The organism is Candidatus Eisenbacteria bacterium (genome assembly GCA_005893305.1).
GTDB lineage: Bacteria > Eisenbacteria > RBG-16-71-46 > SZUA-252 > SZUA-252 > WS-9.
Map to the genome: position 1 here is coordinate 1 of VBOZ01000007.1, position 26706 is coordinate 26706.

The 26706-nt window shown below is 68.2% G+C and carries 23 protein-coding genes; 6 read left to right on the forward strand and 17 right to left on the reverse strand.

The window, feature by feature from the left end:
• Positions 1-25: 25 nt before the first annotated feature.
• On the forward strand, positions 26-1237 hold the full coding sequence (locus tag E6K79_01080; protein ID TMQ66875.1) for an aminotransferase class I/II-fold pyridoxal phosphate-dependent enzyme: 1212 nt from the start codon (positions 26-28) through the stop codon (positions 1235-1237).
• Here the strand turns inward: E6K79_01080 and E6K79_01085 are convergent.
• The 14 genes from E6K79_01085 to E6K79_01150 all read right to left on the reverse strand — a co-directional run bounded on the left by E6K79_01085 (position 1227) and on the right by E6K79_01150 (position 17874).
• Positions 1227-2021 (reverse strand): sulfur transferase, encoded by a 795-nt coding sequence (locus tag E6K79_01085; protein ID TMQ66876.1) that lies wholly within the window; start codon positions 2019-2021, stop codon positions 1227-1229. The two genes, E6K79_01080 and E6K79_01085, sit on opposite strands and share 11 nt — an antisense overlap.
• A gap of 32 nt (positions 2022-2053) precedes the next feature.
• A complete protein-coding gene (locus tag E6K79_01090; protein TMQ66877.1) occupies positions 2054-2710 on the reverse strand; it encodes a flavin reductase family protein in 657 nt (218 codons plus the stop codon).
• 4 nt (positions 2711-2714) lie between these two features.
• On the reverse strand, positions 2715-3905 hold the full coding sequence (locus tag E6K79_01095) for a homogentisate 1,2-dioxygenase (protein TMQ66878.1): 1191 nt from the start codon (positions 3903-3905) through the stop codon (positions 2715-2717).
• Between the two features lie 21 nt (positions 3906-3926).
• The gene (locus tag E6K79_01100) at positions 3927-4895 is read right to left on the reverse strand and encodes a fumarylacetoacetate hydrolase family protein (GenBank protein TMQ66879.1); all 969 of its coding nucleotides are present in this window, start codon (positions 4893-4895) and stop codon (positions 3927-3929) included.
• A 7-nt stretch (positions 4896-4902) separates the two neighbouring features.
• Positions 4903-6066: a 4-hydroxyphenylpyruvate dioxygenase gene (gene hppD / locus E6K79_01105; GenBank protein ID TMQ66880.1), complete on the reverse strand. Its 1164-nt coding sequence runs from the start codon at positions 6064-6066 to the stop codon at positions 4903-4905.
• The gene (locus E6K79_01110; GenBank protein ID TMQ66881.1) at positions 6063-7325 is read right to left on the reverse strand and encodes a Glu/Leu/Phe/Val dehydrogenase; all 1263 of its coding nucleotides are present in this window, start codon (positions 7323-7325) and stop codon (positions 6063-6065) included. The genes hppD and E6K79_01110 overlap by 4 nt, the downstream gene beginning before the upstream one ends.
• An 82-nt stretch (positions 7326-7407) precedes the next feature.
• On the reverse strand, positions 7408-8724 hold the full coding sequence (locus E6K79_01115) for a hypothetical protein (GenBank protein ID TMQ66882.1): 1317 nt from the start codon (positions 8722-8724) through the stop codon (positions 7408-7410).
• A complete protein-coding gene (locus E6K79_01120; GenBank protein ID TMQ66883.1) occupies positions 8721-9431 on the reverse strand; it encodes a tetratricopeptide repeat protein in 711 nt (236 codons plus the stop codon). The genes E6K79_01115 and E6K79_01120 overlap by 4 nt, the downstream gene beginning before the upstream one ends.
• 10 nt (positions 9432-9441) lie before the next feature.
• Positions 9442-9900 (reverse strand): hypothetical protein, encoded by a 459-nt coding sequence (locus E6K79_01125; GenBank protein ID TMQ66884.1) that lies wholly within the window; start codon positions 9898-9900, stop codon positions 9442-9444.
• Positions 9870-10646 carry a cytochrome c oxidase subunit 3 gene (locus E6K79_01130; protein ID TMQ66885.1) on the reverse strand — a complete coding sequence of 259 codons (777 nt, stop codon included), beginning with the start codon at positions 10644-10646 and terminating at the stop codon, positions 9870-9872. The genes E6K79_01125 and E6K79_01130 overlap by 31 nt, the downstream gene beginning before the upstream one ends.
• Positions 10647-10735: 89 nt before the next feature.
• Entirely contained in the window at positions 10736-13975 is a 3240-nt protein-coding gene (locus tag E6K79_01135; protein ID TMQ66886.1) for an efflux RND transporter permease subunit, read from the reverse strand.
• Positions 13972-15195: an efflux RND transporter periplasmic adaptor subunit gene (locus E6K79_01140; protein TMQ66887.1), complete on the reverse strand. Its 1224-nt coding sequence runs from the start codon at positions 15193-15195 to the stop codon at positions 13972-13974. The genes E6K79_01135 and E6K79_01140 overlap by 4 nt, the downstream gene beginning before the upstream one ends.
• Positions 15155-16780 (reverse strand): TolC family protein, encoded by a 1626-nt coding sequence (locus tag E6K79_01145; GenBank protein TMQ66888.1) that lies wholly within the window; start codon positions 16778-16780, stop codon positions 15155-15157. Before E6K79_01145 ends, E6K79_01140 begins: the two co-directional genes overlap by 41 nt.
• A gap of 50 nt (positions 16781-16830) precedes the next feature.
• A complete protein-coding gene (locus E6K79_01150; protein TMQ66889.1) occupies positions 16831-17874 on the reverse strand; it encodes a trypsin-like serine protease in 1044 nt (347 codons plus the stop codon).
• A 30-nt stretch (positions 17875-17904) separates the two neighbouring features.
• On the opposite strand from E6K79_01150, the gene E6K79_01155 reads away from it, so the two are divergent.
• Positions 17905-18777 (forward strand): lysophospholipase, encoded by an 873-nt coding sequence (locus E6K79_01155; protein ID TMQ66890.1) that lies wholly within the window; start codon positions 17905-17907, stop codon positions 18775-18777.
• Here E6K79_01155 and glpK read toward each other — a convergent pair.
• Together glpK and E6K79_01165 are read right to left on the reverse strand one after the other, a co-directional pair.
• Positions 18731-20302, reverse strand: a complete 1572-nt coding sequence (glpK, locus tag E6K79_01160) for a glycerol kinase GlpK (protein TMQ66891.1) — start codon at positions 20300-20302, stop codon at positions 18731-18733. The two genes, E6K79_01155 and glpK, sit on opposite strands and share 47 nt — an antisense overlap.
• Complete coding sequence (locus E6K79_01165; GenBank protein TMQ66892.1) at positions 20299-21987, reverse strand: glycerol-3-phosphate dehydrogenase/oxidase; 1689 nt, start codon at positions 21985-21987, stop codon at positions 20299-20301. The genes glpK and E6K79_01165 overlap by 4 nt, the downstream gene beginning before the upstream one ends.
• Here E6K79_01165 and E6K79_01170 point away from each other — a divergent pair.
• The 4 genes from E6K79_01170 to E6K79_01185 all read left to right on the forward strand — a co-directional run bounded on the left by E6K79_01170 (position 21923) and on the right by E6K79_01185 (position 25178).
• Entirely contained in the window at positions 21923-22705 is a 783-nt protein-coding gene (locus E6K79_01170; GenBank protein TMQ66893.1) for an SDR family NAD(P)-dependent oxidoreductase, read from the forward strand. The genes E6K79_01165 and E6K79_01170 overlap by 65 nt on opposite strands.
• Positions 22706-22707: 2 nt before the next feature.
• Complete coding sequence (locus E6K79_01175; protein TMQ66894.1) at positions 22708-23568, forward strand: alpha/beta hydrolase; 861 nt, start codon at positions 22708-22710, stop codon at positions 23566-23568.
• A gap of 126 nt (positions 23569-23694) precedes the next feature.
• On the forward strand, positions 23695-24069 hold the full coding sequence (locus tag E6K79_01180; protein ID TMQ66918.1) for a hypothetical protein: 375 nt from the start codon (positions 23695-23697) through the stop codon (positions 24067-24069).
• 44 nt (positions 24070-24113) lie between these two features.
• A complete protein-coding gene (locus E6K79_01185) occupies positions 24114-25178 on the forward strand; it encodes an ATP-grasp domain-containing protein (protein TMQ66895.1) in 1065 nt (354 codons plus the stop codon).
• On the opposite strand, the gene E6K79_01190 is transcribed toward E6K79_01185, so the two are convergent.
• Entirely contained in the window at positions 25135-26493 is a 1359-nt protein-coding gene (locus tag E6K79_01190; GenBank protein TMQ66896.1) for a hypothetical protein, read from the reverse strand. The genes E6K79_01185 and E6K79_01190 overlap by 44 nt on opposite strands.
• Positions 26494-26706 lie beyond the last annotated feature (213 nt).

Sequence of the window (26706 nt, forward strand, 5' to 3'; positions counted from 1 at the left end):
GATTCCCTTCTCCCCGATCCGCGTCATGTTTCGCCTCGCGGACGAGCTCGAGCGCTCGGGAGGCGGCCGCGTCATCCGTCTCCACGTCGGCGATCCCGACTTCGCGCCGCCGGAGGCCGCCATCGAGGCGACCGCTCGGGCGATGCGCGAGGGGAAGACACACTACCCCCCGAGCGTCGGCGTCCATGAGCTGCGCGTCGCCTTAGCGCGGAAGGTGACGCGAAAGAACGGCATCGCCGCGGCCACGGAGCAGATCGTCGTCACGCCCGGCTCGACGGAGGCGCTGCTCGCCGCGATGGAGATCGCGCTCCATCCCGGCGACGGGATGCTCCTCCCCGAGATCTACTGGCCCAACTACGTCCAGCAGACCCTCCTGGCGAGCGCGATCCCGATCTTCTATCCCCTCGGGGCGGGCTACCAGCCGGACGTGGAGGGCGTGCGCCGCGCGATCACGCCGAAGACGCGGGCCATCCTGATCAACAGCCCGAGCAACCCCACCGGAGCCGTGATTCCCGAGGCGACGCTCCGCGCGCTCTACGCCGTCGCACGGGAGCGCGATCTCTGGATCATCAGCGACGAGGCGTACGAGGACATCGTCTTCGACGCGGCGCACGTCTCGCTCGCCTCGTTCGAGCGCGATCTGCCCGAGTCGGCGCGGCGCGTCTTCTCGCTCTTCACGTTCTCGAAATCGTACGCGATGACCGGCTTTCGCCTGGGGTACATGGCCGCTCCGAATCTCCTGATCGCCAACGTTCTCCGGAAGATCCAGGAGCCGCTGGTGGCCTCGACCGCCACGCCGATCCAATGGGGAGGGCTGGCGGTGCTCCCCGACGAGACGACGATCGCTTCGATGCGGGACGCCTACCGGCGCCGGCGTGATCTCGCGCTGTCGATCCTCCGACCGGCGGGGCTGGTCGACTACACCCCCGAGGGCGCCTTCTACGTGCTCGCGGACGTCCGGTCGACGGGGCTGGACGCGGACGAGTTCGCGGTGCGGCTCTTGCGGGAGCATCGGGTGGCGGTGGCGCCCGCCTCGGGGTTCGCTCTCGCGCCGCGCATCGGGCCCGACGGGCTCCCGGAAGGCGAGATGACCGCCGCCGGCGCCCCGGACTACCCGATCAATCCGAAGGCCCGGAGCCGGGTCCGGATCGCGTTCTGTGTTTCGGAGGCGGAGCTCCAGGAGGGGCTCACCCGCCTCGTGTCCTTCGCGCGCTCGTGCGCGGCCGTCAAGGCCTAGCGGCCGCTTTAGCCTCGGCGTACGTCCCGGCGAAGTAGGCCACGTTCTGGAACGCCTCGTGGGTGATCGCTTCGGCCACCGTGCGCGCCATTCCCGGATCGCCCCCCAAGACGATGATCCGCGTGTTGTGGTCCTCCATCGGCAGCCGCCCGTCGTCCTTGGCCCGCTTGACCTCGCCGACGTCCTTTCCCTCGAGGACCAGGCTGCGCGGGATGTTCCGGGCGCCCGGAAGGGAGCCGGCGCGGAAGGCGTCCGCCTCGCGCACGTCGATCAGGACCGCCGTCCGGTCGTCCGCGATCACGTGCTGGAGCCCCTCCGGCTCGATCACGGTCACTCCCCCGAGGGCCCGCCAGACCGGAATGCCCAGCTGATAGCGCCGAACGTCGGTGAAGCCGGCGGCCAAGAGCTCGTCGGCGAGACGTTTGCTCTTCCCGCAGAAGGGACCGTTGCAGTAAAGCACGAGTGGGGCGTCTTTCTTCCCGTCGAGGAGACGGCTGATCTCGGCGACGTCGGATACGTAGGCGGACATCGCAACGCCGGGCTTCGCCGCCACGTTGAGGGCGCCCGGGATGTGGCTCATCGCGAATTCCCGGGACGGGCGCGCGTCGAGCACCGTGGCGCTCTTGTCGGCGAGGACCTGCTTAAGCTCCTCGGTCGAGATCTCCTCCGTCTTCTGGCCGGTCTCGCCGAGTGTCGCCTGGGTGATGGTCTCCGCGGGCACGACCGGCGCGGCGGCGGCCGAGCCCAGGAGCGTGAGCGCCGACAAAACGATCCGAAGGGTCATCTCTCTCCTCCTTACGTTGACACCGTCAGGGGTCATCCGCCCGGGATGGTCGGCCTCGGCATGCTGAAGATCGTCTCCCGCGTCACGCGTGTGTAGAGCGGCCCGCCGAGCCGCGCGATCGCGTCGAGCTTGGCGGCGTCCACGCGGCCCTCGGTGAACACCGCCTCGGCGATGTGGAGGAAGACGACCTCCCCGATAACGTAGTTCGCATGGTAGGGGCCGGCGCCGTGCTCCACGATCTTGAAGAGGCGGCACTCCATCGCGATCGGGCACTCGACGGCGCGCCACGGCTTCACCTTGACGCTGGGCGCCTTCGTGAAACCGGCTTCCACGAACTCGTCCACCTCGGGCGGATAGTCGGCGGAGGCCTGGTTCATCCGCTCGCGGATCTCGAACCGGACGATGTGGATCACGTACTCCCCGGTCGCGCGCACGTTGTGGAGCGTGTCCTTGTCCCGGCTGACGCCGCTCGTGACCGGCATGAAGACGACCGAGGGTGGGTTGGCGCCTCCCGCGTTGAAGAACGAGAACGGCGCCAGATTCGGGATGCCGTTCTTCGACAGGGAGGAGACGAACGCGATCGGCCGCGGGACGACGCAGGCCGTCAGAAGGGAATAAAACTCTCCCGGCGGGACCCCTTTGGGGTCGATCCCCCGGAAGTCGCCGGGGGTGGAGCTCCCACCGGCTATGGCCTCACCCCGTCGCGCCTTCGCCCGTGAATCCGCCCGTGGGCTCGAGCCAGGAGTAGGGATAGGCCTTGTCGTCGTAGGACTCGGCGTCCTTCGTGACGTTGAGCGGGTAGAACGTGTCGAGCATCACCGCGAGCTCCTTCGTCTCCTTGGCGCCCAGGGACGCCTCGGCCGCGCCCGGGTGGGGCCCGTGCGGGATCCCCGACGGGTGAAGCGTGAAGGAGCCGACCTCGATCCCGCGCCGGCTCATGAAATTCCCGTTCACGTAGTAGAGCACCTCGTCGGAGTCCACGTTGGAGTGGTTGTACGGAACGGGCACCGAGAGCGGATGGTAGTCGTACATGCGGGGCACGAACGAGCAGACCACGAAATTCCGACCCTCGAAGCATTGGTGCGTGGGCGGCGGCATGTGGACCCGACCCGTGATCGGCTCGAAGTCCTCGATGTTGAAGATGTAGGGATAGAGGAATCCGTCCCAGCCGGCGACGTCCAGCGGGTGGAAATCGAATTCGTACGCGGTGATCTGGTCCCGCGCCTTGATCCGGACCTCGAACTTGCCTTGGTCCGTGAACGTCTCGAGGCGCTCCGGCCTCCGGATGTCGCGCTCCGAGAACGGCGCGTGCTCGAGGAGCTGACCGTACTCGTTCCGATACCGCTTCGGGGTCTCGATCGAGGAGGCCGATTCGATCACCAGATACCGCTGCGCGTCGCCGCTCGGGTGGAACATGTAGCTCGTCCCGCGCGGGATCACGACGTAGTCCCCCGGCCGATAGTGGAGCTCGCCGAAGATCGTCTGGATTCGCCCGGTCCCCTCATGGACGTAGTACATGTCGTCGCCCTGCCCGTTCCGGTAGTAGTAGGTCATCTTCTGGTCGGGGACGGCGATCGCCATCGAGACATCGTTGTTGTGGAGAAGGACGACGCGCGAGCTCACCGGGTCCCCGCTCTTCTTCAGGTCCTTGGTCTTGAAGTGGTGGTGACGGAGGCCCTGCTCGTCCGAATAGGTCACGCGGCAATCCTGGATCTTTCGGATCTGGCGGGCCTGGGTCGGCATGTTGTAGTGGTAGATCAACGAGGAGCGTCCCGAGAATCCGCGCGATCCCATCAGCTGCTCGGTGTAGAGCTTCCCGTCCGGGCGGCGGAACTGGGTGTGTCGTTTGTGCGGGACCTGCCCCAGGGTGTGATAAATCGGCATGACGTTACCTCGCGAGGGAGATCAGACGATTCGGTTCGTCAGGGCGCCCAGGCGCTCGATCTCGAGCGTCACCTCGTCGCCGGGTTGAAGCCAGCGGTGGACCTCGGGTCCCAGCTCGAGGAGGCACCCGCCCCCCACGGTGCCCGACCCGATCACATCGCCGGGAAAAAGATACACGTCCTGCGATGCCCTCGCAATCATATGCCCGAACGTGTAGTGCATGTCTCGCGCGTTCCCCGTGGAGAGCGTCCGCCCGTTGACGCGCGCCTCCATCGCGAGATCGTGCCGATCTCCCTGGCGGCGCGGCTCCAGCTCGTCCAGCGTCACGAGCGACGGGCCGAGCGAGGTCGCGAAGTCCTTCCCCTTGGCCGGGCCCAGGCCGACCGCCATCTCGCGGCGCTGCACGTCGCGCGCGCTCCAGTCGTTCATGATCGTGAAGCCCGCCACCACCGAGCGCCAGTCCTCGGCGCGCACGTCCCGGGCCTGCTTGCCGATCACGCAGGCGATCTCGAGCTCATAGTCGAGCGCCTCGGTCGTGGCGGGCTTCCGGACCGGCTCGCCGTGCCCCATGAGCGCGCCGGGATTCGAGAAGTAGAAGACCGGGAATTCGTACCACTCGGGCGGCACGGGCAGCCCGCGGCGCGCGCGGGCGTTTCGGACGTGGGTTTCGAACGCGTAGAAATCGCGCACGGTGGGCGGGCGGGCGACGGGGGAATGGAACACGACCGACTGGAGCTCGTGCCGGGCCGCGGACAGGAGATCGAGCCGCTCCCCGGCCGCGCGCTCCGCGCGGGCGAAGGTGTCGCGCGCGGCGGCGAGACCCCGGTCCCAGTCCGAGAGCAACGATTCCATCGTGGCGAGGAGCGCGGGGCCCGAATCGGGAATATCCAGGGCCGCGGCGGCTCGCGCCAGCTCGAGAACGGAGCCGTCCTCGAGCGCGCCCAACGCACGGGAGCCCGCCCCCTTCGGAGAGAAGGAGACCAGACGCATCGGGGAGTTAGAGGTTGCCTCGGAGAGCCTGTTCCCGCTCGATCGCCTCGAAGAGGGCCTTGAAGTTCCCCTTTCCGAAGCCGCGGCTTCCCTTTCGCTGGATGATCTCGTAGAAGACGGTCGGACGGTCCTCGACCGGTTTGGTGAACAGCTGGAGGAGGTAGCCCTCCTCGTCCCGGTCGACGAGGATTCCCAGGCCCGCGAGCGTGTCGATGTTCTCGGTCGTCCCGACGCGCGACGGGAGCATCTCGTAGTACGCGGGCGGAACCGTGAGGAACGCCACGCCGCTGTCGCGAAGCCGCGCCACGGTGTCGATGATGTCCGCCGTCGCGAGCGCGATGTGCTGCACGCCCGGGCCGCGGTAGAAATCGAGGTACTCCTCGATCTGGGATTTCCGTTTTCCCTCGGCCGGCTCGTTGATCGGGAACTTGATCCGGCCCGATCCGTCCGCCATCACCTTCGACATGAGCGCGGAGTATTCGGTGGAGATGTCCTTGTCGTCGAAATGCTGGAATTGGCTGAACCCCATGACGTCGCGGTAGTAGGCGACGTAGCGGTTCATGTCCCCCAGCGCCACGTTCCCGACCATGTGGTCGATGTAGAGGAGCGGGCCGGGCTCGACCCTGGCGCCGGTCGAGCGATAGCCGGGAAGGAACGCGCCCTTGTAGTTCGACCGGTCGATGAAGGAGTGGATCGTGTCGCCGTAGGTGGCGATCGCCGCCCGGCGAATCACGCCGTGCTCGTCCTGGACGTCGTGGGGCTCCTGGATCGAGCGTGCGCCGCGTTTCGTGGTGCCCTCCCACGCCCGGTCGACGTCCTCGACGTCAAGCGCGATGTCCCGGACGCCGTCCCCGTGCCGCTGGACGTGGTCCGCGATCGGACCGTCCGGCCCGAGCGCCGCGGTCAGGACCAGCCGGACCTTCCCCTGCTGGAGCACGTACGAGGCGCGGTCTCGGAGCCCCGTCTCGAGGCCGCCGTACGCCGCGGCGGAGAGCCCGAAGGCGTGCGCGTAGTAGTACGCCGCCTGCTTCGCGTTCCCGACGTAGAACTCGACGTGGTCGGTCCCGCGGATCTTCAGGAAGTCGTCCGGGGCACTCTGGCTTGGCTTGGCCTTGGGCGCCGCGGCGCTGCTCGGCTTCGGCGCGGCTGTGCTGCCCGTCTTCGGTTTCATCCGTACAGCCCTCGGAGCCGCGTCGCCTCCGCCACCCGCCCGACGCCCAGCATGTAGGCCGCGGTGCGCATGTGGACATGGTGCTTCTGCGCGAGCGCGGACACATCCGCGAACGACCGGCGCATGACGGTCTCGAGCTTCTGGTTCACCTCTTCCTCGCTCCAGAAATAGTTCGCGAGGTCCTGTACCCACTCGAAGTAGGAGACCGTGACGCCGCCCGCGTTCGCCAGGATGTCCGGGATCAGGAAGACACCGTTCTCGTGCAGGATCGGATCGGCCTCGGGCGTCGTCGGCCCGTTGGCGGCCTCGGCCAGGATCTTGGGACGGATCCGGGGCGCGTTCTCCTCGGTGATCTGATTCTCCAGGGCGGCCGGGACCAGGACGTCGACCTTGAGCTCGAGCAGATCGTGGTTCGTGATCTTCTCGGTTCCAGGCATGCCGACGACGCTCCCCGCATTCTTCTTGTGCGCCTGCACCGCCGCCGGGTCGAGCCCCTTCGAGCTCTGGATCCCGCCGCGGGAGTCGCTCACCGCGACCACCTTCGCGCCGCGCGCGTGGAGCAGATCGTGCGCGATCGAGCCGGCGTTCCCGTATCCCTGGATCGCCACGGTGAGACCCGCGAGCTTGAGACCCAGGTGCTTGCACGCCTCTTCGATCGTGACGGTGCAGCCCCTCGCCGTCGCCTCGCGCCGGCCGAGCGATCCGCCGAGGGAAATCGGCTTCCCGGTCACAACGCCCGGGGACGCGAAGCCCTGGCGCATGGTGAACGTATCCATGATCCACGCCATCACCTGAGCGTCGGTGTAGACGTCCGGGGCGGGGATGTCCTTCTCCGGGCCGATGATGATCGCGATCTCGTTCGTGTAGCGGCGGGTCATCCGCTCCAGCTCGTGCATCGAGAGCACCTTGGGATCGACCTCGATGCCGCCCTTCGCGCCTCCGTACGGGAGGTTCACGACAGCGCACTTCCAGGTCATCCACGCGGCGAGCGCCTTCACCTCGTCCAGCGTGACCTGCGGGTGGAACCGGATGCCGCCCTTCGCGGGACCGCGGGAGACGTCGTGCTGCACGCGGTGGCCGGTCACGACGCGCCACGTTCCGTCGTCCATCTCGAAGGGGACGGAGACGGTCAGGCAGCGCCGCGGGACGCGCAGCTTGAGCCGGATTCCATCCTCGAGGTTGAGCATGTTGGCGGCGATATCGAACTGCATCTGGGCGATCTGGAAGGGATTTCGAATTTCTTCGGCAACTAAGGCCATTGCGCGGACCCCCTGTTTGGCTGGCGAAACGGCGCCCTGCCTGGTGGTTAGCGGCAGGGCGCCAGATTGCGGTTTAACCCGATCATTGTACGCCCCGGCCCTGGGGGCGCAACCGTGAAAGAGGACGGCCGGGAAGCGCTTGTTCCGCGCCCAGAAGCGAAAGTGCGTCCATGATTTGCCGGTGCCCGATCGTGAGCAGGAACGCGGGATTCCGCCCGTAGCTCTTCGCGCCCAGGATGAAGAACCCGGGCTCGGGAGTCCTCAACGACTCGGGCCCGTGGGCGACCTGGGAGAGGCAGTCGCCGGCCTGGCCGGGAGCTTTCAGACCCGCACTAAGGACGGCCGCGGCCAGGCTCATCGGACCCTCCGACGCGTAGCAGAGATGGACTTGAAGCTCCCGGTAGATCGCCGTGTCGGGCCGGTAACCGACGAGCGCGAGAACGCGGTCCACCTCGATCCGGCGCTCCTCGCCGGCCGGATATCGAAGCCGGACGCGCAGGCGGCCGCCCCACGTGTCGTCGTAGGAGTCGACGATCGCTCCCGGATGGCGCGTGATCCAGGCCGCGGAGCGGACCACCGAGTTCGCGCTCGCCGCCAGATCGCGGCGCGCGGGAAGCGGGTCGTCCTCGATCGCGGGGAAGAATTCTTCCCCGTTGCGCTCGGGGAGCACCCAGTGGACCTGGATTCCACCGGTCCGCCCCTCTCGCGCGAGCGCGCCCATCTCCGCGAGGAAGGTCGCCGCGGAGTGGCCATCGCCGATCAGGAGGATCGTCTTGTCTCGGTACCGATCCTTCGCCTCGCCGCGCATCGCGGGAATCCACCGATCGATCCGATCGCCCAGCCGGTCCTCGCCGAGGGCCGGGAGCCCACCCGGCCCCGTGGCGTTCGGATTCGCGTAGACCCCGCTCGCATCGATCACGAAGTCGGCGCGATCGAGCCGGGCCAGCCGATCCGGTGTCTCGACGCGGATCAGGAACGGCGCCCCTTCCCGGCCCCGATCACCCGTTGAGGCGATTCCCCGCGGCTTCGAGAAGCCCTCGCGGCCCAGGTGCGTCACGCGCTCGCCCTCGCGAATCGAGCCCCGAAGCTCCGGCAGGCCCGCGAGCGGCGAGAGGTAGCGCCCCACCAGCTCCGACGCCGTCAGGAGATCATCGTCCCCGGGAATCAAAACGCCCGCCGCCCGCAACGCTTCCCTTCCCGCTTCGGTGGAATTCATCCGGAACGGGGTGAAGAGCCCGACGTGGCCGAACCGAAGCAAATGGCCCCCGACGCGATCGGCCTCGTAGACCGTCACGTCGAATCCGCGCCGCCTCGCCTCGAGCGCCGCCTCGATCCCGATCGGGCCGCCGCCCACGATCGCGACCGATCGCCCGCTCATCTCATCCGCGCTCCGGATCATCCCAGCCCCAGGTGCTCCAGCTCCTCTTCGTCGAATCCCAGGTAATGGCCATATTCGTGGAGGAGCGTGATCTTGATCTCCTTCGACACCTCCGAGCGCGACCGCCCGGCCCGTTCGAGGTTCCGCTGATAGAGGAGCACGACGTTCGGATACCCGGACGGAGCGACGACCATCTCTCCGACGGTCGTGCCCACGAAGAGCCCAAGCACTTCCGGCGTGATGTGAGGGGCTCGCTCCGCGATCGCGGCCGTCGGCTTGGCTTCCACGAGGACGGGAACCTGCGCGACCGCCGAGCGGATCACCTCGGGGAGCGACTCCAGCACCTTGTCGAGGATCGCGCGGAAGTCCGCCGCGGTCGTCCGCACGGGAAGGGGGTATTCGCGCGGGGCAAGCTCGTGCGCGCGGGCGAAGAGCTTGTCAGCGTCCGCGAACTCGCCGCGCGCCTCGAGAATCCGGGCCTCGAGATCGACGCGCTCCGGATCGTCCTCCTCGGTCGTGGCAGGGGTCAGGGCGCGCACGTAGCGCAGCGCCTCGGCGGTCCGCCAGAGCATCTCGAGGGCTTCGACCCTGCCCAGCGCGGCGCCCCAGTGCTCGGGATCCGCCTGGAGCGCCTGCTCGAACAATTGGAGGGCGCGCTCGTACTCGCCTGCCTCGAGCGCCTTGTCCCCCTCGTCGATCAGAGCGTCGACGGTGGGCTCGGGGGCCATCGAAACCTGCCTAGGAGCCTTCCGGGGCCGGGTTGTCGGCGGCGGTGGCGCGGATGGTGTGGTCGAGGAGCGTGTCGACGTCGTCCAGAACGGGATTCAGCTTCTCCACCTCCGACCGGATCGCGTCCATGTCAGTCGAGTTGACCCACTGGTTGATCGACGTGAGCATCCTCCGGCCCGACGCAAGCTCGATCGCCAGGTGCTCCCGGTCGACGAGGTTCATCGCCGAGGATTTCGCCCAGATCTCGTCGAAGCGGGTGCTGATCCCCTGGAGGCTGCGCGACACGCCGTCGATCTCGCCCGCGGCGACGGCGCGGTTGAGCCCGGCCCGGTTGTCCGCCAGGGCCTGCTTCAGCTCTTCGAACTCCTTGGGCGAGCCGCCCTTTCCCGCCAGCGTCTGGCAGGAGCAGAGCGAGAGCGCGAGGACGCCCGCGAGGGCTAGAGCAGGTAGACGATCGTGAACACGCATATCCACACCGCGTCGACGAAGTGCCAGTACCAGGAAGCGGCCAGGAACGGGAAGTGCTGCTCCGGCGTCATGAGGTTCCGGATCCCGGCCCCGTAGACCACGTTCAGGAAGATGATCCCGACCAGCACGTGGAGGCCATGGAATCCGGTGAGCATGAAAAAGGTCGTGCCGAAGATGGTGCTCTTCACGTTGAATCCCAGGCCGTTCAGAAATCCGTACTCGTAGGCCTGGCCGCACAGGAAGAGCGCGCCGAGAAAGATCGTCATGAGGAGCGCGGCGATCATCCCGTCCTTGCGGCCCTTCTCCAGCGCGACGTGTCCCAGGTGGAGCGTCACGCTGCTGGAGAGGAGGATGACGGTGTTCACCGCGGGGACGAGGATCTCGAAGTGCGGCATCCCTTCCGGCGGCCAGATCTTGGCGTGGTGCCGCGCGTAAAAGAGGGCCGCGAAGAAGGCGCCGAAGATCATCGCCTCGGAAGCGATGAAGAACGCGAACATACGCTTCAGGCGGGAATCCGCCTCCACCGCGTCCCGTCCGAAGAATTTGTCCCGCAGAAGCTCGCCCCACCAGCGGCCGGCGCCGCTCAGGGCGACGAATAGGCCCGCGGCGATCACCGCGAGGCCGCCCTTCCAGCCGTGCGCGCTCGCGACGATGCCGACCGGGATGAGTCCCACTCCGATCGCGGTGATGATCGGCCAGTGGCTCGGGACGGGATCGTGGGAGTGATGCTCTACGGTCGCGACCATCGATTCTCCTCGCGAGGGAACGATCGGTATCGGCCCGCTATCTTGCCCCGGAGGAGACGGTCCCGCAAGGGTTTTCGGCCGACCGGGCGTCAGTCGATCTTGCGAGTGCCGCCGAGCGAGCCGGCCGGCTCGCCCATTGGGATCGGGCCCGCCGGGTGTCCGCTGGGTGCGGCGCGCTGGCGCGCGGGCTCCCCGCTCACGCCGGCTGCGATCTCCGGCGCCTGGACGTGCGTGAACCGCGCGAGAATCCGGTAAACGACCGGAACGAGAAGGAGCGTCAGGAAGGTCGAGAAGAGGAGCCCGCCGACCACCGCGACGCCGAGCGGGCGACGCGATTCGGCTCCGGCCCCAAGGCCCATCGCCAGGGGCAGCACTCCGAAGATCGTCGCGAAGGAGGTCATGAGAATCGGGCGGAGCCGGATCTTGGAAGCTTCGACGACCGCCTCCGTCACCTCCAGCCCACGGGCGCGAAGCTGGTTCGCGTACTCCACGATCAGAATCGAGTTCTTCGTGACGAGCCCGATGAGCATGATGAGCCCGATCTGCGAGAAGATGTTCATGCTCTGCCCGAAGACGAAGAGCGAGATAATCGCCCCGACGACCGCGAGCGGAACCGAGAGGAGAATCGTGAGCGGATGGATGAAACTCTCGAACTGCGCCGCGAGCACCAGGTAGATGAACACGACGGCCAGGAGGAAGAGGAAGTAGAGGCTGCCGCTCGACTCGCGGAATTCCTTCGACTGTCCGCCCAGCTCCCGCTTCACTCCGGCCGGGAGCTTCGTGCTCATGATCAGGTCGAGATCGTTGAGCGCTTTCCCGAGGCTGACCCCTGGGACGAGATTCGCCGTGATCGTCGCCGACCGCTGCCGGTTGTAGTGATTGAGCTCCTTCGGCGCCACCGTCTCCTGGACCTTGACCACGTTGGCCAGCTGCACCAGCCCGCCGTTCCCGCGTAGATAGATCTCGGGGATCGCGGCCGGGGTCGACCGATCGGTCGGCTTGAGCTGGGCGATCACGTCGTATTGCTTGGTTCCCCGCTTGAACTCGGAGATTGCCTTGCCGCCCAGGAAGGTCTCGAGCGTGCCGCCGATGTCGGTCACCGAGACCCCGACCTGCGCGGCGCGGTCGCGGTCGATCGCGATGTCGAGCTGGGGCTTGTTCAGCCTGAGGTCCGTGTCGAGGTTGACGAGGTAGCCGAGCTTCTGGGCCTCGCCCATCATGGTCCCGACGGCCTGGCCGAGCGTTTCGTAGTCCTGCGCCTGGAGGACGTATTCGACCGGCGAGGAGGAGAAGCTGCCGCCCAGGCTGGGCGGATTGATCACGAAGGCGAGCACGCCCGGGATGCCGAGGAGCCTGGGAAAGAGCTGCTGGACGATCTCCTGCTGCGACCTGGCGCGGTAGATCGGCACCTGGATCATGGAGAGGATCGGGAGCGGCGTCGGGATCCACTGCTTCGGCCGCTCGGCTATCGGCTTCAAGCTCAGGAAGAGGAACCCGTTCGTCACGCGGCCCGGCCCTCCGAACCCAAGGCCGGTCGCGGTGAAGAGCCCCCTCCGCTCCGGGAGCGGCATGAGGATCGACTCCACTTCACGCATGTAGCGGTCCGTGTACTCGAGGGTCGAGCCCTCCGGCGCGATCACGATGCCGAAGCCCACGCCCCGATCCTCGACCGGGACCAACTCCTGCCGCATGTGCAAGAACGCCACGACGCTCACGGCGACGAAGATCCCCGCCACCACCAACACGCGCCACGCGCTCCGAATCGCTCCGCGGAGGAGGCGGTCGTAGAACGTGTTCAGCCAGTGGAAGAAGCCGTCGAACGTGCGCGAGGCCCACGAGTCCCCGCCGCCGTGCAGCGGCCGGAGCATGCGCGAGCAGAGCATCGGCGTGAGCGAAAGCGCGACGAATCCCGAGATCAGAACGGCGACCGCCACCGTGAGCCCGAACTCGTTGAAGAGGCGGCCGACCGTTCCTTGCAGGAAGGCGACGGGGATGAAGACCGCGACGAGCGAGATCGTGGTGGCCATGATCGCGAAGCCGATCTCGTTGGCGCCGTCGAGCGCGGCGCGGAGGCGCGGCTTTCCCAGCTCCATGTGCCGATAGACGTTTTCGAGCATGACGATGGCGTCGTCGACCACGAGCCCGATCGCGAGCACCAATGCGAGCAGCGTCAGGATGTTGATCGTGAATCCGAGGAAGTAGGCCACCGCGAGCGCGCCGACGATCGAGACCGGGATCGCGACGGCGGGGATGAACGTCGCGCGGAAGCTCTTTAGGAAGATCAGAATGACGAGCACCACGAGGCACATCGCCACCACGATCGTGTGCGAGACCTCGGTGATCGAATCTTGAATGAACGACGAGGAATCGTAGGCGACGTCGAGCTTCATTCCCGCCGGGACGAGCTTCTGGAGCTCCGGAAGCGACCTTCGAACCTCGCCCGCCACCTCCAGCGTGCTCGCGTTCTTCTGCTTCACGATGCCGAGCCCGACCGCCTGCTGCCCGTTCCAGCGGGCCGCGGTGCGCTCGTCCTCCGGCCCGACCTCGACGCTGGCCACGTCGCCCAGGCGGACGATGTCGGTACCGTGCTGCGCGATGACGATCGAGGCGAACTCCTCGGGCTTGGTCAGCTCGCCTCGCGTGCGGACCGCGAACTCGCGGTTCGTGCCCTCCACGCGTCCGCCCGGAATCTCCGCGTTCTCGGAGCTGACGGCGCGCTCGACGTCCTGGGTCGTGACGCGATGGCTCGCCATGAGCTGCGAGTCGAGCCAGACGCGCATCGCGTAACGCCGCTCGCCGCCGATGAACACCGATCCGACGCCGGGGAGCCGCTGGAGCCTCTCTTTGAGCACGACGTCGGCCATCTCGCTCAGCTCGAGGCCGCTGTGACGGTCGCTCGACAGGGCGATCCAGAAGATCGGCTGCGCGTTCACGTCCACCTTCGCCACGATCGGGTCATCCGCCTCGCGCGGCAGCCGGCCTCGGACGCGCGCCACTCGATCGCGGACATCGTTGGCCGCCTGCTCCACGTCGCGCGACAGCTCGAACTCGATCGTGATGACCGAGCCCTGCTCCCGGCTCGACGAATTGATGGTCTTCACCGCCTCCAGGGTGGCGAACTGCTCCTCCAGGACGTCGGTGATCTCGGTCTCGATGACATTCGGGCTGGCGCCGCGGTAGAAGGTAGTCACCGAGACGATCGGCGGGTCGATGTCGGGGTACTCGCGCACGGGGAGGCGTGAGAACGCGATGACCCCGAACAGGATGATCGCGAGGCTCATGACCGTCGCGGCGACGGGACGCTGGATCGAGACTTCGCTCAGCTTCATTTGCCGCTCTTCTCCCCCGGCTTCGCGGCGGGGCTCTTCCCGGGCGCCGCGCCCTTGCCCGCATTGGCGCCGCCGGCCGCGGCGCCGCCGGGCGCGCCACCGCCCGCACCGCCCGCGCCTCCACCGCCCTGCGACTGGATCGGGATTACCTTGGCCGTCTCGAAGAGCTTCTGGTGCCCGGCCACCACCACGCGCTGGCCAGGCTCCAGGCCCTGGACCACCTCCACCTCGTCGGAAAGGCGGGTGCCGAGCGTCACGGCACGGCGCGAGACGGTGCTATCGGCCTGCACGACGTACACGAGCGTCTGATTCCCCTCGGCGAACACCGCTTCGTTCGGGATGGTGAGCGCGTTCATCCGCTCGCTCAGCACGACCGAAGCGTTGGCCGACATGCCCGGCCGGAACTTGCCGCCCGGATTCCTCACGCGCGCGGTCACGCGGGCGCTCCGGGTCTCCGGGTCGAGGACGGGATCGATCACGTCGATCCGGCCCGAGAGGGCGTAGCCGGGATAGGCGGTCGTCGAGACCGACACGGGCGCGCCAGCCTTGAGCTTCCCAAGTACCGCTCGGGAGCCGAGAAGATGACCTTCAGCTCGGAGATCCGGGCCAGGTCGGTGATCGCGTCCCCCACCTTCAAGTACGCGCCCGGGCTCACGCGCTTCGAGCCGACGACGCCGTCGAAGGGAGCCTTGATCTGAGCTTTCGAGAGCCGGGTGTCGGCGAGGGCGAGGTTCGCCTCGGCGACCTTCAATGCGGCCCCGGCGTCGTCGAGATCTTGCGCCGATCCGGCGCCCTGCTCGACCACGCTCTTTACGCGCTCGTAGGTCGAGCGGGCCTGGTCGCGAATCGCGGAGGTCCGGTCGACTTCCGCCTTCGGCTGCGCGTCGTCGAGCTGCGCCAGGAGCGCTCCCTTCTCCACGGGCCTCCCCTCTCGATACGGAAGGCTGACGACGTTCGCGGCGATTTCCGTCGCGACCGTGATCGCGTCCCCGGCCTCGATGCTGCCGACTGCCTCGAATCGATCGAAGACGGTTTCTTTGGAAGCGACGGCGGTTTCGACCGGCATCGGGGGCATGGAGAAACCGCCCCCCGGCCCGCCGCGGGCGCAGCCGACCGCGGCGAGCGCGATGACCGCGAACGCGACGCGAAGTCGGACGCGCGAGAAACTTGGGACCAGGATCATGGCTTCGAATTCCCTCCGCTGGTTGCTCTGGCCGGATACGTGCCTGAGGTCAGGAATCGCAGTGACGCCGCGGCCTTTGCCGTGCGCACAAGTGCGGACGAGTACCGCTGCTGGGCCGACGCCAGGTCCGCCCCGAGACGGACCAGCTCGAACGCGGTGGTACGTCCATTATTGTACTGAAGCACGCCGATGCGCACCTGTTCTCGCGCGGCCTGCGCCCCGCTCTGCGCGGCTTCGAACCGGCGCCCCGCCCGGACGAGCGCCCGGTGCGCGCTTCGAACATCGTCCTCCAGGACGCGGCGCGCCGACTCGTAGTCCTCGGCCGCCCGATCCGACTCGGCGCGCAGACGATCGTGCTCCCCTCTCCCTTCGCGCAGGAACAGCGGGAACGAGAACTCGAGTCCCGCGCTCCACGTCGGAAAGTCCCGCTGATTCACCTGCGACCAGGCGTCGCCGAAGTTTCCGTTCATGTTGGTCACGAGCGTGTCGGTCCCGAAGATCACCGTTCGTCCCTTGCCGGCGAGGCCTCGCCCACCGAGAGTCCCCACGAAGTTGAGCGTGGGAAACCGGTTCCATGCGGCGCCCTGCGTCCGGGCTTTCGCGGCGGCCCAATCGCGCTCTTTCGCCCGGAGCTCGCGGTTCTCGCGCAGCGCGCGCGCGACGACGGAATCCTCGGGCTCGATCGCGAAGCTCGAGGGCGGGTCGTCGACAGGATGATATCGGGGCAGCCCGCCGGATGGGCGGCGGCCGATCAAGGCCGCGAGCCGGTCGGAGATCTGATCGAGATCCTCCTCGCGGTCGAGCACCGCCTGTTCCCGCTCGGCGAGGAAGACGCGGGCGTTCGCCGGATCGTTGGGCCCGACGAGACCGGTGCGCGCCCTCACCTCGGACTGCGTGGCGAGCGCCTGCGCCTGGTCGCGGATGAGACGTCCGACCGCGAGGTCGCGCTCCGCGGCGTAGAGATCCCAATAGACCTGCTCGACCAGAGCCTCCACGCCGAGGATCACGTCGTCGTAGCGCGCCATCGCGGCCTCGGTCTCGCGCTTCGTGGCCTTGGCTTCGCTCCCGGTACCGGGACCGAAACCCTTGAGGAGGGGCTGGCGCACCAGGATTCGTCCGTTCGCGTCGTACTGGGGATTCACCGCCGCGAACGCGGAGTTGGACTCGCTCCTCGAGGCGTCCAGGATGGCTTCGATGTCGGTGCCGAAGGGGAGCGTGATCCTCGCCCCGCCGGTGCCGGCGGTCCGCTTCGTCTCGAGCACGTCCGCGCCCGAGAAGGGGGATGTCGTCGGCTGATGGTCTTTCGTCCGCGCGCCGGTAAGAAACAGCTCGGGGTCGAACGCTCCGCGCTCCCGCCGCTGCGTGCCCCGCGCCGCAGCGAGCGCGGCCGCGGCGGCCCGGGCCGCGGTCGAGCCGCCCTGGAGTGCCGCGTTGATGGCCTCCTGGAGCGTAAGGGGCGCCCCTTCGATCCGGGCCATGGCGCCCGCGAGAGCGCTGTCGGGGTTCACCGTGGAGGCCGTGCTGGTCTGCGCCGCGAGCGCCGGGGCGGGAATGGCCGTGTGGAATAGTAGCAAGCAGCTGAGCGCGACGCCGCAGGGGACGCCCCGGATGTCACACGACACGCGTTCCTCCCTAAGGTCTCTAAGGCGCGAACGCGTCTCTTAGAGGATCGTCAAGAAGATTTGGATTCCCGGGGCACGACGTCCAAGTCGAGCCGCTCGACTCCTCGAATGATCTTGACCGTGGAGCTGACCCCGACCTCACGGTCGGTGAGCTTCGCCTGAAGGTCGTCGATCCCACGAATGGGCGCTTCGCTGAACGCCACAATCACATCGCCGGGTCGGAACCCGGCCTGCTCCGCAGGACTTCCCGGCTCGACGGCCTCCACGCGCACGCCGCTTTCGAACGGCAGGTGGAAGAAGCGCGTCACCTTCCGGGCGATCGGCACGCTCTGGCCGGCGATTCCAATCGCGCTCCGGCGAACGCGCCCATCACGGATCAACTGCCCCGCCACCAGCTTGGCCGTGTTGACCGCGATGGCGAAGCAGATGCCCTGCGCGGGCATAATGACGGCTGAGTTTACACCGATTACGGTTCCTTGTGTCGTGACAAGAGGGCCGCCCGAATTTCCAGGGTTGAGCGCGGCGTCGGTCTGGATCACGTTGTCGATCAGCCTTCCGGACACGGACCGAAGCGACCGGCCGAGCGCGCTCACCACTCCCGCCGTGACCGTCGCCTGAAATCCGTAGGGGCTGCCGATCGCGACGACCAGCTGACCCACGCGGACGTCCCGCGAATCGCCGAGGCGGGCGGGCGTGAGCTGGGCCGCGGTGATGCGCACCACCGCGAGGTCCGTTTCGGGGTCATCGCCGACAAGATCCGCTTCATGGCGCTGCCCGTCGGGCAACGCGACCACGATGCGGGCGGCGTCATGTACGACGTGACTGTTGGTCAGGATGAACCCGTCCGGCGTGAACACGAAGCCGGAGCCGGCGCCCCCGTTTCCTCCCCGTCGCGACCCTCCCCGCGCGCGGCGCTCCATCTCGATCGAAACGACGGAGGGGGCGACCGAATCCACGGCGCTGGTGACGGCCCGCGAGTAGGCGTCGAGGAGCTCCGCCGAATCATCCCTTGGGGGCACAACCAACGGGGCGACGTCGGGCGCGGCGCTCGGAGCGGTGTCCGGGACGGCCCTTTCTGGCTCATGCGGTATCATGCAGCTTAGGATGCTGGAACCATCCAGGCGATGCAACGTTCGGGACTCCACGGGGTTGGAATGACAAGCGAGACGATCTCGGAATTTCGGATCGAGTTGCCGCGCGGCGAGATCGCCGGCTGGGAAATGGGCGATCCGGGCGCGCCGAAGGGCATCGGGATCCTGCACGGGCTCGGAGACCATGCCGGGCGTTACATCCCGATCGGCGCCGCGCTCGGGGCCCGCGGCTTCGCGGCCCAAGCGATCGACCTCCCGGGCCACGGAAAGTCGTACGGCAAGCGCGGCCACGTCGACTCGTGGGACGAGTATCGGTCGGCGGTCACGGCTTGGATGGACCGGGCGAAGGCGGCTGTCCCGACCCGGCGGTGGTCACTCCTCGGTCACAGCATGGGAGCGTTCGTCGCGCTCGACTGGGCGCTCATGAACCCGGGACGCGTCGAGCGGCTCGTCCTCTCCGCGCCCCCGTTCCAGCTCGCGTTTACGCCTTCCATGCTCAAGGTGAAGGCGGCTCAGCTCCTCGTGCGCGTCTGGCCCGGATTCTCGCAGGGGAACATGATCCTCCCCTCGATGCTGTCACACGATCCCGAGGTCGTCCGAGAGCATTCGCTGGATCCGCTCGTCCACTACAAGATCAGCGCGCGTCTCTTCCTCGAATTCCAGGCGATGCGATCGACGCTTCGGAAGCGCGCGCACGATCTCCCGATCGCAACGCTGCTCCTGCACGGAGCCGCCGACCCGATCGCGGACCCGGAGGGAAGCCGGCGGTGGGCCGAGTCCGCGCCGCCCGGCATGGTGTCCCTTCGCCTCTACCCGACCCTCTATCACGAGGTGCTGATGGAGATCGGACGCGAGAAGATCATCGCTTCGATGATCGACTGGCTCGAGAGCGTGCCGGGGCGCTAGGGCGCCGCGGGGCGCCGGAGCGTCGCGGGGCGTTGAGGAGGAGCGAGATCGCGTCCCGCCAGCCCGCGACCTGACGGTCGCGCTCCGCGCGTGACATCGCGGGCTGGAACATCTTCGCCGATCCGCCCGCTTCCGGGATCGCGCCCGCGTGCGGCCAGAGCCCGATCCCAATTCCCGCCAGATGCGCGGCGCCGAGCGCCGTTGCTTCCGCCATCGAAGGCCGCTCGATCGGCACTCCCAGGACGTCGGCCTGGAATTGCATGAGGAAGTCGTTCTGCGTCGCGCCCCCGTCGACGAGGAGGCGGCGGATCCTGACCCCCGCCTCCCGATTCATCGCCTCGACCACGTCCCTCGACTGGAACGCGATCGACTCCAGCGCCGCGCGCGCCAGGTGGGCGCGCGTCGTGCCCCTCGTGAGCCCGCACCAGATGCCCCTCGCATCGGGGCGCCAGTACGGCGCGCCGAGCCCCACGAACGCGGGGACGAGGTAGGTACCGCCCGTGTCAGGGACCGACCGAGCGAGCGGCTCCGAGTCGGCGGCGGACGCCAGGATCCCAAGGCCGTCGCGAAGCCACTGGATCGCCGCGCCGGCCACGAACACGCTCCCCTCGAGCGCGTAGGCTCCCTCCCCCCTCGGACCGCACGCGACCGTTGTGAGAAGGCCGCTGCGGGAGGCCACCGGCTTCTTGCCGGTGTGGAGCATGAGGAAGCAGCCTGTCCCGTACGTGTTCTTGAGCCCCCCCGCCGCGACGCACCCCTGCCCGAAGAGGGCGGCCTGCTGGTCCCCCGCCATGCCGCGGATCGGGACGCCGTCGGGAATCCCGAGAAGGCCGCGCGTGACGCCGAAATCACCGGCCGATGGGCGCACCTCGGGGAGCAACGACCGCGGAACCCGGAACAACGATAGGAGTCCGTCGTCCCAGCCGTGGCGGCGGATGTCGTAGAGCAGGGTCCGGCTCGCGTTGGTGGGATCGGTCGCGTGGACGCGCCCGCCCGTGAGCTTCCAGAGAAGCCACGAGTCGACCGTCCCGAACGCGAGCTCGCCCTTCCTCGCGCGGGCGCGGGCGCCCGGCGCGTGGTCGACGAGCCACTCGAGCTTGGTCGCCGAGAAATAGGGATCGAGCCTGAGACCCGTCCGCCGCGAGATCGCGCGCTCGTGCCCAGCGCGGCGGAGCGCCTCGCACTTGGGAGCGGTGCGGCGGTCTTGCCACACGATCGCCCGCGCGATGGGCCGCGAGGTTTGCCGATCCCACACGAGCGTCGTCTCGCGCTGATTCGTGATTCCGATCGCCGTGAGAGCGGCGCCCGCCCTCGGGTCGCGGGCGAGGGCGTCCCGGACCGCGCGGAGCGTCGCCTCCCAGATCTCCTCGCCGTCGTGCTCGACCCAGCCCGGCTGCGGGAAGTGCTGCGGCAGCTCGGCGTAGCCGCGCGCGACGACCGCGCCCTCCCCGTCCAAAAGCATCGCCGTGCTCCCGGTCGTTCCCTGGTCAATCGCGAGCACCCGGACGTCTCCCGCTCCGCTCATCGCGTTCCCTCCTCGATCCTCCGCTCTTCATCGTCCAGCGAGCGCGTGAGCCGCCCGATCTCTTCTTCAGACCGCGCCGCGCCCCATCCCAAGCGCTGCGCCATCCACGCGGCCACCGGGGCAGCGGCGCGTCGGAGCGCCCGCGCGTCGAGCCATAGCCGGGTGCGACGGAGGAGCACGTCCTCGAGCCGTCGCGCCTTCTCCGCGATCACGGCGTCGACGACCTCGGCCTCGTCGAGCACGAGACCCTCGCCGAGCTTCAACGTCCCGGGATGCCGCTCGCGGAGCGCGTTGATGCGGCCCGCGCGATCCGTTCCGATGGGCGTCTTCGCGGTGCGACATTCGCCCGCGGGCCTCCCCGACATCTCCACGACGCGATCGACGACGCGCTCCGCGAGACTCCGATGCGTCGTGTACTTCCCGCCGACGACCGAGATCATCCCTTCCTCGAGAATCAACCGGTATCCGCGTGGATTGGACCACGGGTTCCCGGCCCGGCTCCTCGCGAGCGGACGGAGCCCGGCGAACGCGCGGACGGGGCGGCCGGCGGCGGCCGCGGGAAACGCCAGGCCCGCCTCCTCGATCAAGTACCGAATGTCCTCCCTGGGCGGCGCGACCTTCTCGGGCGGGCTCTCATCGTCCGCGTCGGTCGTCCCGATCAGGGAATACCGCCCCCACGGGAGCACGAAGAATACCCGGCCGTCCCGGCGGGCGGTCAGGAGCAGCGCCCGTTCCCCGGCGATCCCCGGGAGCACGATGTGCGTCCCCCGCGTGCGCCGGACGGTGGACTGCCGGGCGCCGACCGCCATCGCTCGGATCTCGTCCGCCCACGGCCCCGCCGCGTTCACGACGACCCCGGCGGCGGACTCACCCTCCGTGGCGTCGATCGTGTCCTTGTGACGTGCCTTCCAGATCCCGCCCTCGCGCCGGAGCGAGGTGAGCGCGGTATGCGTCTTCACCTCCGCGCCGGCCCGCCCCGCATCCACCGCGATCGCGACGCAGAGGAGCGCGTCGTCCATCTGCGCATCCCAGAAAAGGGAGCTCCCGACGAGGCCGTCCCGCCGGAGCCCCGGCTCCATCGAGAGCGTCTCCGACGCGCCGAGGCGGCGGTGCTCCGTCAGGGAGTGCCCGCCGGCCAGCGGCTGCCGCCCGGCCAGCGCGGCGTAGAGCGCGAGCCCGAGGGCGACCCACGCGGCGGGACGACCCTCGCCACGGTAGTGCGGGATCATGAAGGGGAGCGGCCGGACGAACGCCGGCGCGGTCTCGAGGAGGACGGCCCGCTCGCGGAGCGCCTCGCGCACCAATCCGAACTGGGCGGTCTCGAGATAGCGGATTCCGCCGTGGATCAGCTTCGACGTGCGGCTGCTCGTGGCGGATGCGAGATCGCCGGCTTCGAGCACGAGCACGGAGAGGCCGCGGAGCGAGGCGTCGCGAGCCACGGCCGCGCCATGAATCCCACCACCCACCACGAGAACGTCGAAGATCGCGACCACCCTCCCTGGAGCGGGACGCCGCACGGCGCGCCGCGGGAGTCTAGGGCACCTTCCGGCGCCCCGCCAGCCGCTTCGATGGTATCCTCGCCGCTCGCGCGCACTTCGAAGGACGCCGGGAGGAATTCTCATGTCTGAGCTCCAGGGCCGCTGGGCGCTGGTGACGGGAGCGACGAGCGGATTCGGCGAGGCCATTGCCCGCCGCTTGGCCGCCGCCGGGTGCCACGTGGCGATCACCGGACGCCGCACGGACCGGCTCGAGCGCGTCGCGAAGGAGATCCGATCGAGCCATCGGGTGGAGGTCGCGACGCTCGCCTTCGATGTGCGCGACCGGAAGGCGGTGTCGCACGCGCTGGCGGAAGCGAAGACGCTCCTCTCGAAGCTCGACATCCTGGTCAACAACGCCGGCCTCGCCCTCGCGCTCGATCCCATTCAGTCGGGAAACCCGGACGACTGGGACCAGATGATCGACACCAACGTGAAGGGCCTCCTCTACGTCACGCGCGCGGCTCTCCCCGGCATGCTCGAGCGGGGACGAGGACACGTCGTGAACATCGGCTCCGTCGCGGGACACCAGGTCTACGCCGGCGGCGCGGTCTACTCCGCCACGAAATTCGCCGTCCGGGCCATCTCGGACGCCCTCCGATACGACGTGCTGGGCACCGGAATCCGGATCACCAACGTGGAGCCGGGGCTGGCGGAAACCGAATTCAGCATCGTGCGGTTCAAGGGAGATCAGGCGCGCGCCTCGACGGTCTACGAAGGAGTCCAACCGCTTCGAGGCGAGGACGTGGCCGACGCGGTGCACTGGGCGGTGACGCGGCCGCAGCACGTCAACGTGCAATCGATCTTGCTGATGCCCACCGATCAGGCAGCGGTCCCCGCGCTCCACCGGAGGAAGGCAGGAACGTGACCATGAATCGATCCCCGCTCCGACCTTGGAGAGCCTTGGGCGCGGCGCTGCTGGCCCTCCTCCTCGGGCCCTTCTTGCCCTCCACCGCGCTCCCCGGTCCGCCGCCGCTCGCCGTCGCCGAGCGCGGGAGCGGAAAGCCGACGCTCGTCCTCATCCACAGCCTCGGCCAGGACCGGACCGTATGGAACCGCCTCGCCTCGAGACTCGAAGGGCGCTACAAGCTCCTGCTCGTCGACCTGCCGGGACATGGCCAGAGCGCCTCGATCCCAAACGTGTCGGTGGCCTCGGTGACGGAGGCGCTCGACCGGACGCTCCGGGAGCGAAAGGTGAAGCAGGCGCTCTTGGTGGGTCACTCCTATGGCGGGCTCGTGGCGCTGGAGGAGGCGGCCAAGCATCCCGACCGGGCGGTCGGGGTCGTCACGATCGAGACGGAGACCTACGCCGAGGCCGAGGTCGCCTCGGAGCGCGTCGCGAATCTCGAGCAGATCATGACGCAGCGCTATCCGCTCTTTCTCCGCGGCGTCTTCGAGCCCATGACACGCGACTCGAGCCAGATCGACTCGGTCATCGCGAAGGCCGGCATGGTGCCTCGCGATGTCCTCGTGGAATATTTCCGCGATGCCTGGCGGGCCGACCTAAGACCCAGCATCCGGACCCTCAAGGCTCCCATCATGGTCGTGTCGATCGACACCACGTGGCCGCCACAGGAATCTTGGACCAGCGCGAGGAAGCGGTTTGGCTACGAGACCGCCGGCCCCGCCATCGGGCACCGGATCTGGGGCTCGGCCCACCTCGTTCAGCTTGACCAGCCCGACTCGCTGGCCGCCGCGATCTCCGACTTCGCCGAGACCCTCAAGAAGTAGAGGCGTGCGCCGGAGCGGCCCCGCGCCGTAAAAACGAGATCGGGGCGGCGCCTCGCGGCGTCGCCCCGTCTCACTACCGAGGTTCGGTGATTCTTCGGCTACTTACGCCTTGCGGACGTTCGCAGCCTGGAGGCCCTTCGGGCCCCGGACGATGTCGAACTCCAACCGCTCGCCTTCGATGTGCGCGACCGGAAGGCGGTGTCGCACGCGCTGGCGGAAGCGAAGACGCTCCTCTCGAAGCTCGACATCCTGGTCAACAACGCCGCGTTCCGTTCGCCACTGTTTCTGCTCCTTCTACTACGGGGTGCAACACCCCACCACGCCGCCTCGCGGGCGGCACTGCCCGGCCACCTTGGTCGGGCTATCCGGGCGACGAATCGCCCAGATACAAGAAAAGCCGCAGGAAAGTTAACCCCGCGGCGTACCAGTCATGCACAGTCCGTGCTACTAACTACCGTCAGGCAACTAGGAGAATTATCGGTCCTGGAGCCCCTTTTGTAAAGCACTTTTTTTCACGAGCCGGCCCGATGGTAGACTCGCGGCGCATGACCGTCGCGGCCCCGCTCAAGATCGGCATCCTCTACGACGCCTGGCACGAGGCCCAGGAAGAGGAGCGCGTCGCGCCCCCCGAGGGCGCCGGAAAAGGGCCCCGCCGGAAGCGCTTGAAGTCCGATCGCGAGGAGATTTTCGACGCGCTCGCGAAACGGGGACACCAACCCGAGTACTACTGCCTCGACGGACGGGTCCGCTCGCTCAAGGGCCTGGCCGGCGTCGATTTCGATCTCATCTTCAACCTCACCGAATCGTATGCCGGCGACGATACCAAGGACATCAACATCGCGGCCTACCTCGATCTGCTGGGCCTTCCCTACACGGGCTCCGGACCGTCGGGCCTTCACCTGGCGCAGGACAAATCGGTCGCGAAGCGGCTCTTCCAATTCCACGGAATCCGCACGCCCCACTTCGCGACCGTCTACCGGGGCCGGCTCCAGTGGTCCGACGACCTTCGCTTTCCGGTCATCGTGAAGCCAAAGCGCGAGGACGGATCGATCGGCATCGAGTTCAACGCCGTGGTCGGCTCCATCAAGGAGATGATGGAGCGGATCGACGCCCTCCACGCCGATCTCGACACGCCGGTCCTGATCGAGGAGTACATCGAGGGGCGGGAGCTCTACGTCTCCGTGCTGGGCAACGACCCGCCTGAAGCGCTCCCGGCGATCGAGCTCGACCTTTCGGATTTGCCCGCGGGAACACCCCGCATCGCGGGAACCGAGGTGAAGTGGGAGCGCGGCACGGAGGCCTACCAGCGGACGAAGCTCCGCGTCCCGAAAGACCTGTCCGAGGAGACGCGAAAACGGATTGAGGAAACCGCCATGTCGGCGTTCCGCGCGCTCGAAATCCGGGACTACGGGCGCGTCGACCTCAGGCTCACGGAGGACGGTACGATCTACACCCTCGAGGTGAACCCGAACCCCTGGCTCCACTCGACGGCCGAGTTCGCGACCGCGGCGCGCGAGTCGGGGCGGGATCTCGGTGGGCTCATCGAGGAGATCGTCGACCTCGCGATCACCCGCTACCGCGGAAAAACGCTTTCAGTACATTCCTCGTAATCCGCTCCACGTCGGGATGGCTTCGCTTCGGCCGGAGCCTTGGCGCCCCCCAGTCGTCCAGACCCCAGGACCATTGCATCGTCCCCGTCGAGAAAACGATCGCCCCTGAGGGTGCGGTGTAGACAGAAGTCTCGGTGACCGAACGGTGCCCGTTCGGGGGCGCGATCGGGGTGCGCGCGAGCACCGTCAATCCCTTGGGAGACCACCGGCCGTATAGCGAATCGTCCGCGAACGAGCGATCCACCTCATAGCCGCCCAGGCCGGGAAGGCTGCTGGTCGTCCCACGCGCGATCCCGGTCCCATCGTACGCCCAGTGCTTCCGCTGCTCCGGGAGCGGGACGAAATCGGATTCCACGTTCTCCCCCGAGATCATCATCCCGACGAGCGCGACCTCCGGCCTCCTCGGGTGGAGATCCCGAAATCGGACGGTCAGGTCCTTGTCCGCGTCCGTGTCGTAGAGCGAGTCGAGGGCCGCGTCCTTGGCGCAAAACATGATTCGGGATTCTCCACCAGCCGACGGAGCCTCGAGGCGAATCTGCCAGTAGCCGACGTTCGCCGCGAATATCCCGAGGTTCGTCCCTCGATCGCGGGCCGCCTCGATCCGATCCCGCATGACACGAGACCAGTACTCGTCGTGCCCCACGATCAAAAATCCGCGCCTTCCCTGGAGCAACCCAGGATCCCTCTGGACGTCGAGGTCGGTCGCGTACCCCACGTGGTACCCCGAGCGCTCGAGCCAGCGGAGCATCGGGTACTCCCACCCCGCCGGACGCGGGGCGTGGGCCACGGTGAGAAGCTCGCCGGCCCCGAGGCCCGTCCAGGCGCCCACGCCGGATCCGTAAGGCCGGTCGAAGGAGACGCGCCGGGCGCGCTTCCCTCCGCTGCTGTTGAAGTCGTAGAGGCTCTTCCCGCCCCAGTTGTTGTAGGCCTGCCAGGTCGTGACGGAGCTCTGGAAGAGGAGGCCCGCGCGATCCCAGGGGGCGTCCTCGCGGCCCTGCGTCCCGCCCGCGCCCTCGCGCACCACGAACGGGACGAACGCCTGCCTGCCGTCGTCCTTCCCGGTAAGCCGGGCAAGGTAGATGCCGCTTACCCAATCGGACCCTACGGCGACCGAGTACGAGACCGGCCAATCGCAGGCGACGAGCCCGTCGCCCGCCCGCGGGGGCGGCGTCCCCCGCCGCGCCCCCTTAAGTCCCCTGGCCTCGGCAACCCGCCTCGCACCGAGGCCGCCGTACCAACCAAGTCGGTAGACATCGATATCAAACAGGTGGGATTTCGCGCTGACGTGGAGCGGGAGGCTTCCGCCGGGAGCCACGCTCGAGGCCGATGCGTAACCCTCTATCTCCCTGTTTGTTGCCGGTTTCGATAGTCCCCAATTTCGGGTTCCCGGGCGCGCATTCTCGAGCGCGGTCGGGTTGCTCCGAGCATTCGAGTCAGGGGCAGCGCGGACAGCCAGCAGGAGGAGAGGAAGCAGGAAGAGGGCGATCCTTGACAGGAAGGCGGGATTCTCGGAACATCGGGAGCACTT